The organism is Paenibacillus chitinolyticus, from assembly GCF_045038035.1.
Classification (GTDB): domain Bacteria; phylum Bacillota; class Bacilli; order Paenibacillales; family NBRC-103111; genus Paenibacillus_F; species Paenibacillus_F chitinolyticus_A.
This window is the reverse complement of sequence record NZ_CP173427.1, coordinates 3,585,014-3,601,110: the sequence shown is the minus strand read 5'-3', so window position 1 is coordinate 3,601,110 and position 16,097 is coordinate 3,585,014. Positions and strand designations below refer to the sequence as shown.

General features: G+C 57.0%; 19 protein-coding genes. 17 read left to right on the top strand and 2 right to left on the bottom strand.

All coding sequences use genetic code 11. The features are described 5' to 3' along the window. The first annotated feature begins 18 nt into the window (after window positions 1-18). Window positions 19-699 carry a trimeric intracellular cation channel family protein gene (locus ACI48J_RS15975; RefSeq protein ID WP_326056521.1) on the top strand — a complete coding sequence of 227 codons (681 nt, stop codon included), beginning with the start codon at window positions 19-21 and terminating at the stop codon, window positions 697-699. After that, window positions 689-1,159, top strand: coding sequence for a hypothetical protein (locus tag ACI48J_RS15970; protein WP_405079209.1), 471 nt, complete (start codon window positions 689-691; stop codon window positions 1,157-1,159). The genes ACI48J_RS15975 and ACI48J_RS15970 overlap by 11 nt, the downstream gene beginning before the upstream one ends. Window positions 1,160-1,309: 150 nt before the next feature. On the opposite strand, the gene ACI48J_RS15965 is transcribed toward ACI48J_RS15970, so the two are convergent. Further along, complete coding sequence (locus ACI48J_RS15965) at window positions 1,310-1,984, bottom strand: stalk domain-containing protein (RefSeq protein ID WP_405079208.1); 675 nt, start codon at window positions 1,982-1,984, stop codon at window positions 1,310-1,312. A gap of 314 nt (window positions 1,985-2,298) precedes the next feature. Between ACI48J_RS15965 and ACI48J_RS15960 the strand changes: the two genes are divergently transcribed. The 8 genes from ACI48J_RS15960 to ACI48J_RS15925 all read left to right on the top strand — a co-directional run bounded on the left by ACI48J_RS15960 (window position 2,299) and on the right by ACI48J_RS15925 (window position 8,673). Continuing rightward, window positions 2,299-2,457 carry a hypothetical protein gene (locus ACI48J_RS15960; RefSeq protein WP_326056528.1) on the top strand — a complete coding sequence of 53 codons (159 nt, stop codon included), beginning with the start codon at window positions 2,299-2,301 and terminating at the stop codon, window positions 2,455-2,457. Continuing rightward, window positions 2,454-2,657: a hypothetical protein gene (locus ACI48J_RS15955; RefSeq protein ID WP_326056529.1), complete on the top strand. Its 204-nt coding sequence runs from the start codon at window positions 2,454-2,456 to the stop codon at window positions 2,655-2,657. The genes ACI48J_RS15960 and ACI48J_RS15955 overlap by 4 nt, the downstream gene beginning before the upstream one ends. A 30-nt stretch (window positions 2,658-2,687) precedes the next feature. Beyond that, window positions 2,688-2,897, top strand: coding sequence for a hypothetical protein (locus ACI48J_RS15950; protein WP_405079207.1), 210 nt, complete (start codon window positions 2,688-2,690; stop codon window positions 2,895-2,897). A 65-nt stretch (window positions 2,898-2,962) separates the two neighbouring features. Beyond that, entirely contained in the window at window positions 2,963-3,874 is a 912-nt protein-coding gene (locus tag ACI48J_RS15945) for an AAA family ATPase (RefSeq protein WP_405079205.1), read from the top strand. Between the two features lie 2 nt (window positions 3,875-3,876). Continuing rightward, complete coding sequence (locus ACI48J_RS15940; protein ID WP_405079204.1) at window positions 3,877-5,853, top strand: vWA domain-containing protein; 1,977 nt, start codon at window positions 3,877-3,879, stop codon at window positions 5,851-5,853. Window positions 5,854-5,995: 142 nt separating this feature from the next. After that, window positions 5,996-7,177, top strand: a complete 1,182-nt coding sequence (gene purT, locus ACI48J_RS15935) for a formate-dependent phosphoribosylglycinamide formyltransferase (RefSeq protein WP_405079202.1) — start codon at window positions 5,996-5,998, stop codon at window positions 7,175-7,177. A 105-nt stretch (window positions 7,178-7,282) separates the two neighbouring features. Then, window positions 7,283-7,762, top strand: a complete 480-nt coding sequence (locus ACI48J_RS15930) for an acyl-CoA thioesterase (RefSeq protein ID WP_326052889.1) — start codon at window positions 7,283-7,285, stop codon at window positions 7,760-7,762. 128 nt (window positions 7,763-7,890) lie between these two features. After that, the gene (locus ACI48J_RS15925; protein ID WP_405079201.1) at window positions 7,891-8,673 is read left to right on the top strand and encodes a TIGR00266 family protein; all 783 of its coding nucleotides are present in this window, start codon (window positions 7,891-7,893) and stop codon (window positions 8,671-8,673) included. A 235-nt stretch (window positions 8,674-8,908) separates the two neighbouring features. On the opposite strand, the gene ACI48J_RS15920 is transcribed toward ACI48J_RS15925, so the two are convergent. Continuing rightward, window positions 8,909-9,106, bottom strand: coding sequence for a hypothetical protein (locus tag ACI48J_RS15920; protein ID WP_317953844.1), 198 nt, complete (start codon window positions 9,104-9,106; stop codon window positions 8,909-8,911). A gap of 329 nt (window positions 9,107-9,435) precedes the next feature. Between ACI48J_RS15920 and ACI48J_RS15915 the strand changes: the two genes are divergently transcribed. From ACI48J_RS15915 to ACI48J_RS15885, 7 genes are all read left to right on the top strand, one after another. Next, a complete protein-coding gene (locus ACI48J_RS15915; protein WP_326052891.1) occupies window positions 9,436-10,530 on the top strand; it encodes a sulfate ABC transporter substrate-binding protein in 1,095 nt (364 codons plus the stop codon). 69 nt (window positions 10,531-10,599) lie between these two features. Continuing rightward, window positions 10,600-11,433, top strand: coding sequence for a sulfate ABC transporter permease subunit CysT (cysT, locus tag ACI48J_RS15910; RefSeq protein ID WP_326052892.1), 834 nt, complete (start codon window positions 10,600-10,602; stop codon window positions 11,431-11,433). A 22-nt stretch (window positions 11,434-11,455) separates the two neighbouring features. After that, the gene (gene cysW / locus ACI48J_RS15905) at window positions 11,456-12,367 is read left to right on the top strand and encodes a sulfate ABC transporter permease subunit CysW (RefSeq protein WP_326052893.1); all 912 of its coding nucleotides are present in this window, start codon (window positions 11,456-11,458) and stop codon (window positions 12,365-12,367) included. 3 nt (window positions 12,368-12,370) lie between these two features. Continuing rightward, entirely contained in the window at window positions 12,371-13,426 is a 1,056-nt protein-coding gene (locus tag ACI48J_RS15900) for a sulfate/molybdate ABC transporter ATP-binding protein (RefSeq protein ID WP_405079200.1), read from the top strand. Between the two features lie 42 nt (window positions 13,427-13,468). Continuing rightward, on the top strand, window positions 13,469-14,302 hold the full coding sequence (locus ACI48J_RS15895) for an alpha/beta fold hydrolase (protein ID WP_326052895.1): 834 nt from the start codon (window positions 13,469-13,471) through the stop codon (window positions 14,300-14,302). A 25-nt stretch (window positions 14,303-14,327) separates the two neighbouring features. Next, window positions 14,328-14,549 carry a YezD family protein gene (locus tag ACI48J_RS15890; protein ID WP_326052896.1) on the top strand — a complete coding sequence of 74 codons (222 nt, stop codon included), beginning with the start codon at window positions 14,328-14,330 and terminating at the stop codon, window positions 14,547-14,549. 222 nt (window positions 14,550-14,771) lie between these two features. Next, on the top strand, window positions 14,772-16,079 hold the full coding sequence (locus ACI48J_RS15885; RefSeq protein ID WP_405079199.1) for an NCS2 family permease: 1,308 nt from the start codon (window positions 14,772-14,774) through the stop codon (window positions 16,077-16,079). Window positions 16,080-16,097 lie beyond the last annotated feature (18 nt).

The window sequence follows — 16,097 nt, the reverse complement described above, 5'->3', positions numbered from 1 at the left end:
CGGGGGAGCTGCAGAAAAGTGGATTGGATGGCGTTAAGCTTAATCGGAACGATCGCGTTTGCCGTCAGCGGCGCGATTGTCGCAATGGAAGAAGATTATGATATCCTGGGCGTTTATGTCCTGGGCTTTGTAACCGCATTTGGCGGAGGGGTGGTCCGCAACCTGCTGATCGGAGAGAAAGTGACGATGCTCTGGCAGCAGGGGTTCCAGTTCACGATTGCGCTGGCCGCAATGACGCTGGTCTTTATATTTCCGCTGGCCTGGATCAAGCGGTGGAAATCCTGGGAATCGTTCTTCGACGCCATCGGTCTGGCGGCCTTCTCGATTCAGGGGGCGCTCTACGCGTCCAATCAGGGGCTTCCTGTGAGCGCCTCTATCGTTGCGGCCGTACTCACGGGAATCGGCGGCGGGATTATCCGCGATCTCCTGGCCGGGCGCAAGCCTCTCGTTTTAAGAGATGAAATCTACGCGGTCTGGGCCATGCTGGCCGGCTTTCTTATCGGCATCGGCTGGCCCCAGAATCCGCTCGGTCTGATTGTTTTGTTCATGATCGTAGTCGTGTCCCGGATGTTCTCCGTGATCTTCAAATGGAAGCTTCCGCGCCGTTCTCTCCGGACGCTGCTGCAGCAAAATGACGTGCCGAACAAACAGCGGCCTCCCGCGCTGCAGGAAGAAAGGAGAGAGTTCGATGTCAGCTGAATCTTTCTCGGCCCACGGCAAAATTTCAGGGGAACTTCTGCAGGAAAGACTAGAAACGGTCAAAGATTTGAAGCAGAACGAGCTGGACATGTACGCCTTGTCCAAAGATAAGGAAACCGGGGAACACTACGTGCATTACGCGTACAAACACCGACAGATTTCGGGTTCGGGCGAAGAAGAGCAGTATCATCAGCTGCTCCCCGTGGAGAGCGACGATGTGCTCGGAATCCTGTTCTCGGATCAGCCGTACGAATATCCGGACGCCTGGAACCGGCCGTTCCTGCGCAACGGTCCCGAAGGGTTCTACATCTGGTTTGATCCCGCTTACGCCGAGGATACCGATGCGGATGAACATTTCGCCCGGGAAGTCCGGGAACGGCTGCTCAAAATGAAGCAGGCGGGCGAAGTGGACGAAGAGGCGGTAAGAAAGCTCTTTCGAGAGCTCGATGACTTGAAATAAGCGTTACGGAAAGCGTCCTTGCGAGGGCGCTTTTTTTTGTACTCCTCTGGCCGGAGAAAGGTGAACCGCCAAAGAATCCGATCCCTCCGCAGAAAGTAAAAAATCTCCTTACGCCATGCGCAAGGAGATGAAGATATACTATGAAGGTATTTATTTAAAGTACGAAGTGGTGAGAGGTACGAACATGCCGCCGTCTCCCTTGATATCCGCGTAGATGAACAACTCTTCCGCGCCGGCAATATCGACCTCGATCGTTTTCAAACCGTCTTTAACGGCAATCGTCGACTCTTTCAGTTTGATGTCTTTTTTGCTGTCTTCCACGAAGAATCTTTCGATATCGTTTCCGGTAGCCGCCACCTGAAGCACAAGCTTCTGGTATTTGCCTGCGGGATACAGCATGAAGCTGCTGGAACGGCCTCCCTTTGCATTATCGAAGTAGACGTCTTTGTAATCTTTGCCGGCGTATGTAGTCAGATTGGGATCTTTGGTATGGTAGAGAGATTCTCTGTAGTCCTTGGCCAGTGCGACCCCTTCCGCTTGTTCGCCTAGCAGGACCGTGTTGGTTGCTCCATCGTAATTGACGGCTACGTTCAAGGTTTTGGCGATACTCCGGACAGGCAGATAGGTGTTGCCGTCATACGTGATCGGAAGCACGACAGCTCCCTGCTCATCCTGCAGTTGGACAGGGGAACCGTTATATTTGACCGTAATGGAGCCGTTCAGATAGGCTTTAATTTCCTGCAGATTGGCTCCGGCTAATACTCCTGTTCCCATACTCAGTACCATGGCGGCACCGATTGCGGTTGCTGCTAGTTTCTTTTTCAAATCATTCTCACTCCTCTTCGGGATTAGGTCACCTGAAAACGGGAGGTTCCCGCTCAGCGGTGGATCACTATATTTACGTTAAGTTTTTACATTAGTTGCACATAATTAACATTATAAATAGGATTTATAATCCCAATAAGGGTCGAAGTACCCAAATTATGCGGAACATCCTTACGAGGATGTTTTTTTATGGGAGCCCGGTAACGGGGAAGGGGGGAACTTTTAAAAAAGAACAGGCATGGGAAGAATAAGAAGCGGTACGGCTCAAGCCGGAAAACATTCAACGGGAAGACATCCGACAGGAGGCTTAACACATGAAAATGAACGGATACACGTTTGCCGAATTGAACGAAAAAAAAGAACTGATAGAAGAGATCCGCAGCCTGGAAAGCAAATTGCAAGAACAGACCGGGGAACCGATCACCTTGATCGCTTACGAAAAAGAACGGGCCGGGAACGGAGAACGGGCATGATTAAACAATACTTCGCCGAAGTCGTACTGGATGAGAGCGCAACGCTGAGCGATAGTCTAAACAGTCTCGTGGACCGGGCGGAGAATGAATTCGGCACCTCTTATATCGAGATCGCCTCGATCGTGCCGACGAAGCCGGACCGGTTTACGGTCATTTTGAATCTGGATTTCAACCGCAAAAAAGGGGAGGACAAGGCTTAACGCCTGCGTCCTCCGGAAAAGAGGCCTGCAGTGGCAAACGCATATAAAGTCCGCGCGACTTGCGGATCTTCTTCCTGCGCGTATGTGCATCCCCAAGATATTATCCGGGCGGTCAATTATGAGTCTTCTTACGCGATGGCGCTGATGCTCAATGACATTCCTTCCTATATGAGCTGTCCTTCCTGCGGAAATGAGTTGCATTTTTATCCGTTTGCGCTTATCGAGGAGCCGGGAACTTGACACCACTTGCTCTTTTGACAGATAGTTAAAAAGAGAGAACGCAACACGGGGAGGAAGAACGCCGGATGAATTTGACACCTGCCGCTATGATGCGGCAATGGGAATTGCCAGATAAGATTTCAAACCGACTCCTTACACTGCGCAGCCGAATGGAATCGGGCCGGTTGACTGAGGAACAGCTCCATTTGATCGGAAAACCGGGGTTCGTCCCCGCACAGCCCGAAGTGCTCACAGACGCGATCATCGCTTTGGCGCTCGGCAAGCCCGTTTTGCTGAAAGGACCGACGGGTTCCGGCAAAACGAGGCTGGCCGAGCACTTGTCTTTTCTGACGGGTCAGCCGATGCACAGCGTCAATTGTTCCACGGATCTCGACGCGGAAGCTTTACTCGGGTTCAAGACCCTGAGCCGATCCGGGGAAGGCACGACGATTGAATTTGTGCCGGGGCCGGTCATTACCGCCATGAAAGCCGGGCATATTCTTTACATAGATGAAGTGAATATGGCGAAGCCAGAGACACTGCCGCTTATTAACGGAGTTCTCGACCACCGGAGAACGCTGACCAATCCGTTTACGGGCGAGACGGTCACGGCTCACGAAGATTTCCGCGTCATTGCGGCGATTAACGAAGGATACATCGGGACCGTTCCGCTTAACGAAGCGCTGAAAAATCGTTTCGTGGCCGTCGACGTTCCTTACCTTCAAGGAGAAGCGCTCCTCGGCCTGCTGAAGGAGCGTACGGAACTGCGGGACACCCGGCTTCTCGAAGCGTTTGCGGCCCTGTCCGCCGATTTGCTCGCTCTCGTGCAGATGGGTCAGCTGTCCGACGAAGCGGCGTCCATCCGCGCCCTGCTGGACGCGTGTGATCTCGCCGCGTTCATGCCGCCCCGGAGGGCCGTGGAACGGGCCATTGCCGCCAAGCTGGAAGACGAACGCGAAAGGGCCGCCGTACGCAACGTGGCGGAGACGCTCTTTTAGCGATGTTCGTCGGGAAGCTGAATCTGCTTGATAACCGGCTGGAAGCCTTTATGCTCATGCAGCTTGTGGATCTGGCCCGGACCTTCACCCGGAACGGGGATCTGGAGCTTCAGCTCGCTTTTCATTCCCATTATGAGGAAAGTAAGGCGCTGCTGACGGTCAGCCAGTTCTGGAGGGACTGGAAACCGGCGCAGCGGGAAGCCGGAATGAAAAGCGACGTCTATCTCCGCGCGCTCGGCAGTGCGTGGTATTCGGGAAAGCGGGAAACCGAAGCGTTTCTGGAGTCCGTTACGGAGTCGCGGCTCTCCAGGCTGGGCATAGAGCTGTTTGCCCTCTGCGAGGACTTGCGGCTGGAACAGATCTGCCGGCGCATCCGTCCCGGTACCTCGGCTGTGTTTGAGGAGAGAGCGGACGTGTATAAGGGGTATTTCACGCATAAATTCAAAACGCACCTCGCCCGTCACGAGTTTGCGGACGCGCTGTTCGTTTCCGTTTATCTCTGGTTTAAAGGGGCGGACATGAATGCGTTTTATACCGAAGCGGGTGACAGACCGGGCGGAGCCTCCGCGGAATCCGCTGTGCCGGCGAAGCATATAGAGGAGCTGCTCCGGCTCGTTCAGCCGCTGTTGGAAGAGGCCGAAACGGCGGAGACGACGGCAGAAAACGCCCGGCTGTGCCTGCATATGCTGGAGCTGCTGGAATACCGGCTGGAGCGCGATGCGGCGGACGCGTATTTCTCGGTCCGGCCCGGAAGCGGTACGGACGCACCCTTGAGGCGCGGCGAACGTCCTGCCGGCAAGAAGGCGAAACGCCTCGCGAATGACGATGCGGAGCGGCTTAGCCCCCGGCAGGACAAAGACCGCAGAAGCGAGCGCCAGTCGATGTGGCACCGGGAGACGCGGAGCACCGCCGGGGAAGCGCTGAAGCAGTCGGTCGAGCGGGGCACGCGGACCGCGCGGTTCAGCGGGACGGCGGCGAGGCCCGGGGATGACGCGTCCGAAGAGGCTATGGCCGCCGCACGCGGACGTTCCGCCGCCTCCGAGCGGAAGTCCGAGCCACCGCCGGACAGCAGCGCGCCGTTCCTGCCGTCCGGCGCTTCCGCCGGAACCGGGGACGGCCCTTCCGGCCTGCGCGCCACCGCCGAGTTTCAAGCACCGCGCAGGCCTACCCCGGCGGAAGAAGACGCTTACCGCGAAGCGATCCGTGCGGTGGAGCCGCTGACGAGGCAGTTGACCCGCACGGTGAGGCTGGCGCTGGAGCGCAAGCGGGTCGCCCCGCGGAGCGATCTGCTCTACGGGCGGCTCGGCCGAAGGCAGTTGCTGCGCTACGTGACGGACGAAGCGCCGCGGCTCTTCGCCAAGAAGCAGAACCCCGCGCCCGAGCTCGATGCGGCCTTCTCGCTTCTTGTCGATTGCTCCGCTTCCATGTACGATAAGATGGAAGAGACGAAACTGGGCATCTCGCTCGTTCACGAGACGCTCCGGACTCTGCGCATCCCGCACGAGGTGACGGGCTTCTGGGAAGACGCGGAGCGGGTCACGGCCGAAGAAGCGCCGAACGTATTTCACACGGTCATCGACTTCGGCTCGTCCTCGGCTCCGCGGAGCGGCGCCGCTCTGCTGCAGCTGGAGCCGCAGCAGGACAACCGTGACGGGTTCGCGATCCGTCACGCCGCCCGGCGGCTGCTGCGGCGCCCGGAGAAGCAGCGCGTGCTGCTTGTCTTCTCCGACGGCGAGCCTTCCGCCGCCGAATACCAGGAGGACGGCATCCTCGACACGTACGAGGCCGTCCTGGAATGCCGCAGGCTCGGGATCGACGTTATCAGCGTCTTCCTTGCCAGCGGCGAGGTGCATGAAACGCAGCGGACCACGATGCGCAACATCTACGGCAGGCACGGGATCGTGGTCCCGCACGCCGCCGAGCTGCCGGAGCATCTCGCTCCGCTGCTGCGCAAGCTGCTTCTGCGCAGCGGCGGGTAGGGCGTAGGGCGTCTTCCCGAATAATCGGCAGGCACTTTTAGGCGCCCGCCGTCAAGAACGTTATGCACATAGGAATACTTGCCTAACCGCAAGCCGACAAAATATACATGCACATTGCTGCACTCAGGGGAGAGGACACCGTATGTTTGGAGCACCGCTATCAGGGAAATCGAAGAAAATCATGCTGCTCGGTTCCGGGGAGCTTGGCAAAGAAGTCATTCTGGAGGCACAGCGGCTCGGAATCGAAACGATCGCGGTCGACCGTTACGATCACGCGCCTGCCATGCAGGTGGCGCACCGCAGCTATGTCATCGACATGCTGGACAGACAGGCGCTCCGCGAACTCATCGAGCGGGAGCGGCCCCATCTGATTGTGCCCGAGATCGAAGCGATCGCCACTCAGGAGCTTGTCGAGCTGGAGAAAGAAGGCTACCGTGTCATTCCGACCGCCAACGCGTCGCGCCTGACGATGGACCGGGAAGGCATCCGCAGGCTGGCTGCCGAGGAGCTAGGTTTGCGCACGGCGAAATACGCTTTCGCGGATACGCTGGAGGAACTTCATGCCGCGGTCGCGGAAATCGGCACGCCCTGCGTCATCAAACCGATCATGAGCTCTTCGGGCAAGGGCCAGAGCGTATGCCGGTCCGAAGCGGACATCGAAGCCTGCTGGAATACGGCACTGGAAGGCGGACGGGCGAAAAAAGCCCGCGTCATCGTCGAGGCGTTCGTCACGTTCGAGTCCGAAATTACGCTGCTCACCGTCCGCTCCGTAAGCGGCACCTCCTTCTGCGCTCCGATCGGTCATGTGCAGAAGGAAGGCGACTATATCGAATCGTGGCAGCCGCACGCGATGAGCGAGTCCCAAATCGCGGAAGCCGAGCAGATGGCGCGGACGATCACCGATGCGCTCGGCGGTTACGGAATTTTCGGCGTCGAGCTGTTCCTCACGCGCGAAGGCGTATACTTCAGCGAGGTTTCGCCGCGTCCGCACGATACGGGCATGGTTACCATGGCGACTCAGGATCTGTCCGAATTTGCGCTTCACGCCAGAGCGATACTGGGGCTGCCGATTCCACAAATCCGCCTGCTTACGCCAGGCGCTTCCCATACGCTGAAGGCGGACCGCGGCAGCGCCGATTTCGAAATCGGCGGGTTGGAAGAGGCGCTGGCGGTGCCGGATGTCCAGGTGCGGATTTTCGGCAAGCCGGAAACGAAGCCGGGCCGCCGGATGGCCGTTGCCCTTGCCGCCGCGCGGGACACGGAAACGGCAAGAGCCATGGCTGCCGAAGCGGCGGGCAAGCTTTTTATCCGGTACGGGGAATAAAGCCCGTACCCGCAGATCTGCACGTTAGCGTTTCGTACAGCCGGGACGGAAGTTGAAGTTTACAGGCTTTCGCTCCGGCCGACGAGAGAAGGAGGCTTTGACCATATGGAAGCGAAACCGACGAGTATCTCCCGCTCCATTATGACTGAAGTTATTTTTCCGCTGGATACGAACTACCACGGAACGGTTTTCGGCGGCAAAATTATGGAATATATCGACAAGATCGCAACCATCGCAAGTATGCGCCACTGCCGGCGCGGAGTCGTAACGGCTTCAAGCGACAGCCTTGACTTCCTGTCACCCGTGCATCTGGGGGAAGCCATCGAGCTGGAAGCATTCGTTTCCTGGACGCACCGGAGTTCCATGGAAGTTTACGTGCGTGTGGTGGCCGAAAACATGTTTACCGGCGAAAGACGGACTACCGCCACCTCGTTTATTACGTTCGTTGCCTTGGACGACGAAGGCCGGCCGACTCCCGTTCCTGCGGTTATACCCGAGACAGAACGGGAAATGCGCCTGTACGAATCCGCCCCGGCACGCTACGAGGCGCGCAGGAAACGCAAAGCGGAACGGGAAGCCGATTGAAGAATCGGCGCGTGTTTGGATTTTTTGGCCGGAAACGGAACCGGCGCCTTTCACGGCCGTACCAATGGGTAAAAGATACGCGTTAACGATTTCGGTTCTTATCCCAACGAACAGAGGAGTGCTTGCGCTTGAACGCTCATGAAATTGATTACAAGATCCACGGCAATGAAATGCAGTACGTAGAGATTGAGCTCGACCCGCAGGAAAGCGTCATTGCCGAAGCCGGCAGCATGATGATGATGGAAGGCAATATCGGCATGGAAACGATTTTCGGCGACGGATCGAGCGGGAGCGGCGGGGGTCTGATGGGCAAGCTGATGGGAGCGGGCAAGCGGCTGCTTACCGGCGAGAGCTTGTTTATGACCGTCTACACCAACAACGGGCGGGGCAAAGAGCACGTCACGTTCGCGGCCCCGTATCCGGGCAAAATCATTCCGATGGATCTGCAGGCGCTGGGCGGCAAGCTCATCTGCCAGAAGGACTCGTTCCTGTGCGCGGCCAAAGGCGTATCCATCGGTATCGAGCTGCAGCGCAAGCTGGGAGCGGGATTCTTCGGGGGCGAAGGCTTCATCATGCAGAAGCTGGAAGGCGACGGACTGGGCTTCGTGCACGCCTGCGGTTCTATTCTGGAGCGCGAGCTTCGGCCGGGCGAGGTGCTTCGTGTCGATACGGGCTGCTTCGTTGCGATGACGCCGGAGGTCCAATATGACATCGAGTTCGTAAAAGGCATCAAAACGGCCGTTTTCGGCGGCGAGGGGCTGTTCTTCGTCACTTTGAGAGGCCCCGGCAAAGTGTGGCTGCAATCCTTGCCGTTCAGCCGCCTGGCCGAGAGAGTGATGGGCGGAGCTATCCGGGGCAAGGAAGAAGGCAGCGTGCTCGGGGGCCTCGGCAATCTGTTCCAAGGCCGCTAGGGCTTCCAAAGCTCCAAGCAGCCGGCGTTCCCGCTTTCAGAGAACGGCCGGCGATTCAAGCGTTTCCGCGCGGGGCGCCTGTTGGTCTAATCGCTCCGCTTTCTCCACAGCCAAGCGAGCCTGCGCATACACATTGAAAAAGGCAGTTCCTTTCTGATGAAAGGAACTGCCTTTTTATGTGAAAAGCCCGGGGGCTTCTGTTTTTTCACTACCATGTATTGTCGGAACGGGCGAATTAGTATTGCAGCAGCATCTGATCCAGGCGTTCGTTAAATTCGCCCATCGAAATCAGCTCGACTTGACGCGCGTCGTAATCCTGTTCGTCGAGATAAGAGTCCACATCGACTTCTCCCGGTACATTTTCCACCACGATATCATTATTTAAATAAACGATTAAAACGCGTTCGGCGTCAGCGGTTAAGTTGTTGTTCATCTTTCTTTGACCTCCAATGAAGCAAGTGATTTCAAAAGCTTGCGCTTTGTTTCCAAGATAACTCCCACGCCTTTCTTACACGCTGCGAGAGCGTTTGAAACGGGGATTTTTTTCCTCGGAGCCGGGCGGACGAGCACTTACAATTTTTGCAAAAAAACGTATTGACACGATTTATAGGCGATGCTATATTGATGTATAAATAATTCTTACTAAACTTATAGGATTTGTTTATTTTGTCCACCGGATCACCGGAGACGCGAAAAAAAAGTTCAGTAGGGAATGTGAGAAGTTAGACAACGAGGTGCCAAATTCGAAAGGGGTATATTTACATGGCTGCTTTAAAATCGCATTCTTTCAAAAGGGTTCTCGGACGCACCGTTTCCGTCCTTGCCCTGACTTCGCTGCTCACCGGTTTGACCGCATGCGGCGGAGGAAACGAAACGACATCTACGAAAACGGGAACCGAAAACGGCGGCTCCGCACCAAAATCGGTCGAACTGCTTAATGTATCTTATGACCCGACGAGAGAACTGTACCAGGAATACAACGAAGCATTCATCAAGTACTGGAAAGAAAAGAAAGGCCAGACCGTAACGGTCAGCCAGTCTCACGGCGGTTCGGGCAAACAAGCCCGCTCGGTCATCGACGGACTGGAAGCGGACGTGGTTACGCTTGCGCTGGCTTACGATATCGATCAGGTTCAAGCGGCGGGTCTTATTGATAAAGGCTGGGAAACGGAATTAAAAGATAACAGCACTCCATACACATCCACGATCGTATTTCTCGTACGCAAAGGCAATCCGAAAGGGATCAAGGACTGGGACGATCTCATCAAGCCCGGCGTTTCCGTCATCACTCCCAATCCCAAAACTTCCGGCGGAGCGCGCTGGAACTACGTGGCGGCCTGGGGCTACGCGCTTAAGAAAAACAACAACGACGAGGCCAAAGCCAAGGAATTCGTAACCCAATTGTTCAAAAATGCGCCGGTGCTCGGAACGGGAGCGCGCGATTCAACGACTACCTTCGTGGAAAGAGGACTCGGCGACGTCCTGATCGCGTGGGAGAACGAAGCCTACCTGTCGCTCAACGAGCTGGGCAAGGATAAGTTCGAGATCGTGACGCCTTCGATCAGCGTGCTGGCGGAGCCTCCGGTAGCGGTAGTCGACAAGAACGCCGACAAGAAAGGCACGAAAGAAGTGGCTCAGGCTTATCTGGACTACCTGTATACGGAGGAAGGGCAGAAAATCGCCGCAAAAAATTATTACCGGCCGCGTCTGGAATCCGTTGCGAAGCAGTACGAAAATCAATTCAAGCAAGTGAACCTGTTTAAAATAGACGATCCGGAATTCGGCGGCTGGGCCAAAGTCCAGAAAACACACTTCGCCGACGGCGGCGTATTCGACCAGATTTACAAACCGAAATAAAACTGCGTGCCCGGGTGCGACGGTACAAACCGGCACCACTCGGTCTGCGATCAAGGGGACGTGTTCGCAATGGGAAGAAGAAACAGAACGAAACGTATTTTACCCGGGTTCGGCTTGTCGATGGGCTTTACGGTGCTTTACTTGAGCCTGCTCGTGCTTTTCCCGCTTTCCGCGGTCGTGTGGAAAACGACGGGGCTGACCTTCGACCAGTTCTGGCAGGCAGTCACCGATGAACGGGTGGTCGCTTCCTACAAGCTCAGCTTCGGAGCTTCCTTAGCGGCAGCGCTGGTCAACACCGTATTCGGCCTCCTTGTGGCCTGGGTGCTTGTGCGCTACCGCTTTCCGGGCAAACGATTCGTCGACGCGCTGGTCGACATGCCCTTCGCGCTTCCGACGGCCGTGGCCGGCATCGCGCTGACAAGCCTGTACGCCGACAACGGCTGGATCGGCAGCCTGCTCGCTCCGCTCGGCATCAAGGCGGCGTATTCGCCGCTTGGCATCATCATCGCGCTCACGTTTATCGGGCTTCCGTTCGTGGTCCGCACCGTGCAGCCTGTGCTGCAGGAGCTGGAGCACGAAACGGAAGAGGCCGCCGTGAGCCTCGGCGCTTCACGCTGGCGTACGTTCCGCCGCGTCATTTTCCCGCAGCTGGTGCCCGCGCTGCTGGCGGGGTTCACCCTCGCCTTCGCCCGGGCGATCGGCGAGTACGGCTCCGTCGTCTTCATTTCCGGCAACATGCCGATGAAGACGGAGATTACGCCGCTGCTCATCATGACGAAGCTCGAGCAGTACGACTATGCCGGGGCGACGGCCATTGCTCTGGTCATGCTGATCATCTCGTTCGTGCTGCTGCTCGCCACCAACGCGCTGCAGATGAAATCCAACCGGCGGGTGAGCGGATGACCGCGAAAGGAGCTGAAGCGACATGGCAGGCAATGTAGCTGCAAATTTGAGCGGGCCTTCCTCGGAACCGGCGAAGCATATCACCGAGCCCAGGGCCGTCCAGTGGCTTCTCATCGGGGGAGCTCTGCTGTTTCTCGCCCTGCTTCTGGTGCTGCCGCTTGTGACGATCTTTATCCAGGCGTTCAAAAAAGGCACCGAAGTTTATCTGGCGGCTCTGACCCAGAAGGAGGCATGGGCGGCCATCCGGCTGACGCTGACGACAGCGGCGATTGCCGTTCCGCTGAACGTGGTGTTCGGCGTGGCGGCCGCCTGGGCAATCACGAAGTTTAAATTCCGCGGCAAAAACGTTCTGGTCACTCTGATCGACCTTCCGTTCGCCATTTCGCCCGTTATTGCCGGTCTCATGTTTATCCTGCTGTTCGGGACGAAAGGCTGGTTCGGTCCGTGGCTGGCCGAGCACGATCTCAAGATCGTGTTTGCCTTGCCGGGCATCGTGCTCGCGACCGTCTTCATCACCTTCCCGTTCGTTGCGAGGGAACTGATCCCGCTTATGCAGGCTCAGGGCACGCAGGAGGAAGAAGCGGCGGCCACACTCGGCGCCAAAGGCTGGCGCATTTTCTGGAAAGTGACCCTCCCCAACATCAAATGGGGACTCCTGTACGGAATCATTTTATGTAACGCGAGAGCGATGGGGGAGTTCGGGGCCGTCTCGGTCGTTTCGGGCCATATCCGGGGCAAGACGAATACCGTTCCGCTCCATATCGAAATTTTATACAACGAGTATCAATTTTCGGCTGCATTTGCGGTTGCTTCCCTGCTCGTCATGCTGGCCGTGCTGACGCTGATCGTGAAAAGTCTGGCCGAATGGAAGTTCCACCAGTCCAACCGGCAGCAAACCGATTCCGGCTCAAATCACGTAACGGAGGGGAGTTAACCCATGCATATCAGTGTAAGAGGAATTAACAAGTCATTCGGCTCCTACGAAGCCGCCAAAAATATTTCGTTCGACATTGAGCAGGGCAAGCTGATCGGCCTTCTGGGCCCGAGCGGAGGAGGCAAAACGACGATACTCCGGATGCTTGCCGGACTGGAATCGCCCGATTCGGGAGAGATCCTGTTCCACGGCGCAAAGGTGAATGCCCTTATGCCGCAGGAACGCCATATCGGGTTTGTTTTTCAGAACTATGCGCTGTTCAAGCACATGTCCGTGTACGACAACATCGCTTTCGGCCTCCAGGTGCAGAAGCGAGGCAAAGCGGAGATCCGCACCCGCGTCCATGAGCTGCTGCAGCTGACCGGCCTGGCGGGGCTTGAGAAGCGGCTGCCGCATCAGCTTTCCGGCGGACAGCGCCAGCGGGTGGCCTTCGCCCGGGCGCTCGCTCCCGAGCCGCAGCTTCTCCTGCTGGATGAACCGTTCGCGGCGATTGACGCGAAAGTCCGCAAGGAGCTGCGCAGCTGGCTGCGGGAAATGATTTCCCGGGTCGGCATCACGACGATCTTCGTCACTCACGACCAGGAAGAAGCGGTCGAGGTGGCCGACGAAATCATGATCGTCAACAAAGGCCGGATCGAGCAGAAAGGCTCGCCGATCGACATCTACCGCGAACCGCTGACTCCGTTCGTCGCATCCTTTATCGGCGAGTCTTCGCCGTTGGAGGAAGCCGGCTCCCTGATCGGGTTCGCCGACGCGGGCGACGCGTCCGCTATCGTCCGGCCGGAGTTCGTGGAGATCGGGCTGCCCGGCGAAATCAGCCGCCAGACGGCATCGGCGGAAGCCGTTGTCAGAAGCACATACTTCCGCGGATCAAACTGGCAGGTCGAAGTGGAGAGCGGGCCTTACCGGCTGGTTGGGTACCGTTCGCTGGAACTGCCCCAGCTGGAAGCGGGGGACCGTGTCCATGTTCTGGTCCACCGACTATACATCTTCGACGGCAATGAGACAAGAACCATTGAAAATGCCTTAAAAAACGATCCCATGCCGGTTCATATCTGATCCGGACCTCACAGAAGCGCACTTGCAGAAAGGACTAGGGCTATGGAACATCACATCACAATCCCGAGCGGGGATTTGGAACTGGCGGCTACGCTGCACTATCCGACGGACGGGGAGGGCGCCGACTGCCGAGGAGGCGCGGGCAAGTGGCCGGTTGTCATTATCTGCCACGGCTTTATCGGCAACCGGATCGGCGTCGACCGGCTGTTCGTCAAGACGGCGCGGGCTTTGAGCAGCCAGGGCTACATGGTGCTCCGCTTCGATTACGGCGGCTGCGGCGAAAGCACCGGCGATTACGGAGCGGGAGGACTCGATCCGATGATCGCCCAGACCCGCCGGGTGCTGGATTACGCGCTCAGCCTGGACTGCGTGGACCCCGGCAGCGTGACGCTGCTGGGCCACAGCCTGGGCGGCGCGGTCGCCCTGCTTACCGCCGCATCCGACCACCGCGTGCGGACCCTGGTGATGTGGTCGGCCGTAGCCCACCCGCACAATGACATTGTGCGAATCGTAGGCAAGGAAGCTTATCGCCGGCTGGAGCCGGACAAAGGCATCGACTATCAGGGGTATCTGCTTACCCCGGCTTTTTTCGACTCTCTCTCCAAGCATCAACCGTTCGAGCAGCTGCGCAAATTCGGGGGAGATGTTCTCATCGCACACGGCACGGCGGACGAAGACATACCGGTAGATTACGCCCCGCTTTATCAAAAAATGTTTTGGCTCCGGGCGGACGGACGCTGCGATCTGGAACTCATCTTCCAGGCCGACCATACGTTCTCGAACCGGGACGCCACCTTTACTTTAATAGGCAAAACGTCCGCTTGGCTGGTAGACCTGCAGAAGCGTAAAAAAGAATGGTACGATTGGATGATTTGAATCGAGGGTAGAGAGGATGAGAAATATGGCCAAACCTGTTGAACTGAATGAAGTCTGGATTGACCGGATCATTCAAAGCATTAACGGATTGGAGTACGGAACCGTTCAAATCATTATTCATGACGGCCGGGTCGCTCAAATCGAGCGGACGGAACGGAAACGTTTCGACAATGAAACGAAGCGGAGCGCGGCCGGCGCAGAAGCCAAGCTGCACATTGAGCGCAAAGCGAGCGAAGGCCGGGGATAGCCTCCTTTTTCCTGAATCCTGTACTTAATGAAGACCTGTTATCCATGGGGATAGCGGGTCTTTTTCGTCGAAAGGGCTTGAAACGAACCTACATGGGAAATAATGTTAAATATAGGGATCGGAAAAGTTGCGGCCATTCAAGCGCGGAATAAATTCAGCGTGAAGTTCATCTCAATCCATGATACAATTCTTGATTAGCGGCAAGGAAAGGACTGGAATTGATTGGACAAGACAGAAGCATGGTTTAAATTAAAAGAACGCCAAACGACGATCGGGACGGAAGTGCTGGCGGGATGTACGACCTTTATGACGATGGCGTTCGTAGTGATCGTGAATCCCGGCATTTTAAGCGCATCCGGCATGGATTTTCATGCGGTTTTCATCGCAACGATCTTGACGACTATATTTTCGACGCTCATTATCGCACTGGCGGGCAACTACCCGATCGTCATAGCTCCAGGCATGGGCATCAATGCTTTCTTTGCCTTCGGCGTCGTTCAGGGAGCGGGGGTATCCTGGCAGGTAGCGCTGGGTTCCGTATTTTTGGCCGGACTTCTATTTATGCTGATTTCACTCAGCCGGCACGGCCGGTTGTTGATCGAATCCATTCCGGCCTCGTTAAAATATGCGATTACAGCGGGCACGGGTTTGTTTATTTGTTTTGTAGGGCTGCAAAACGCCAAGCTGATCGTCGCTTCGCCGGATACGCTCGTCACAATCGGAAGTCTGCACGAGCCGGCGGCTCTGCTGTCCGTTATCGGACTTGTGCTCACACTGGTCTTGATGTCGTACCGCGTCCGTGCGGCGCTTTTTATCGGAATGCTGCTGACGGCCGCGATCGGCTGGCTGATGGGGCTGCTGATTTTGCCGGATCACTGGTTCGCCTGGCCGGGAACGATGACGGGAACGTTTATGCAGATGGACGTGAAAGGCGTATTCGAGCAGGGACTGTTTGCCGTCACGTTTACGTTTCTGCTGATCTCGGTGTTCGATACGACCGGCACATTGGTCAGTCTGGCGGAGCAGGCGGGACTCATGAAAAACGGCGTTTTTCCCCGTTCCCGAAGCGCGCTTATGGCGAACGCTGCCGGCGTTACGGCCGGTGCCGTAATGGGGACAAGCCCGGTTACGACGCTGATCGAGTCGGGCTCGGGGATTGCGGCAGGGGGCCGGACGGGCTTAACGGCGGTCGTCACCTGCGCGCTGCTGGCCGCCACGTCGTTTTTGGCCCCCGTGGCGGAAACGCTGGCTAACCTGCCGTCGGTCACGGCGCCAGCGCTGATCGTGGTCGGGTATTATATGATTACCGATCTGCTGCATATCGACTGGAAAGATTTCGAAGAATCTTTCCCGGCTTTTCTCGTTCTTGTTACGATGCCGCTGACGTACAGTGTATCGACGAGCATCGGAATCGGGTTTATTTTTTACATTGTGCTAAAGGCGGCCCGGGGACGGTTCAAGGAAATCCATCCTGTGCTTTACGTGTTCGCTGCGCTGTTTATCGTGCAGATCGGATTTTTCCACGGCTGATCCCGTCCCGCTCAAACC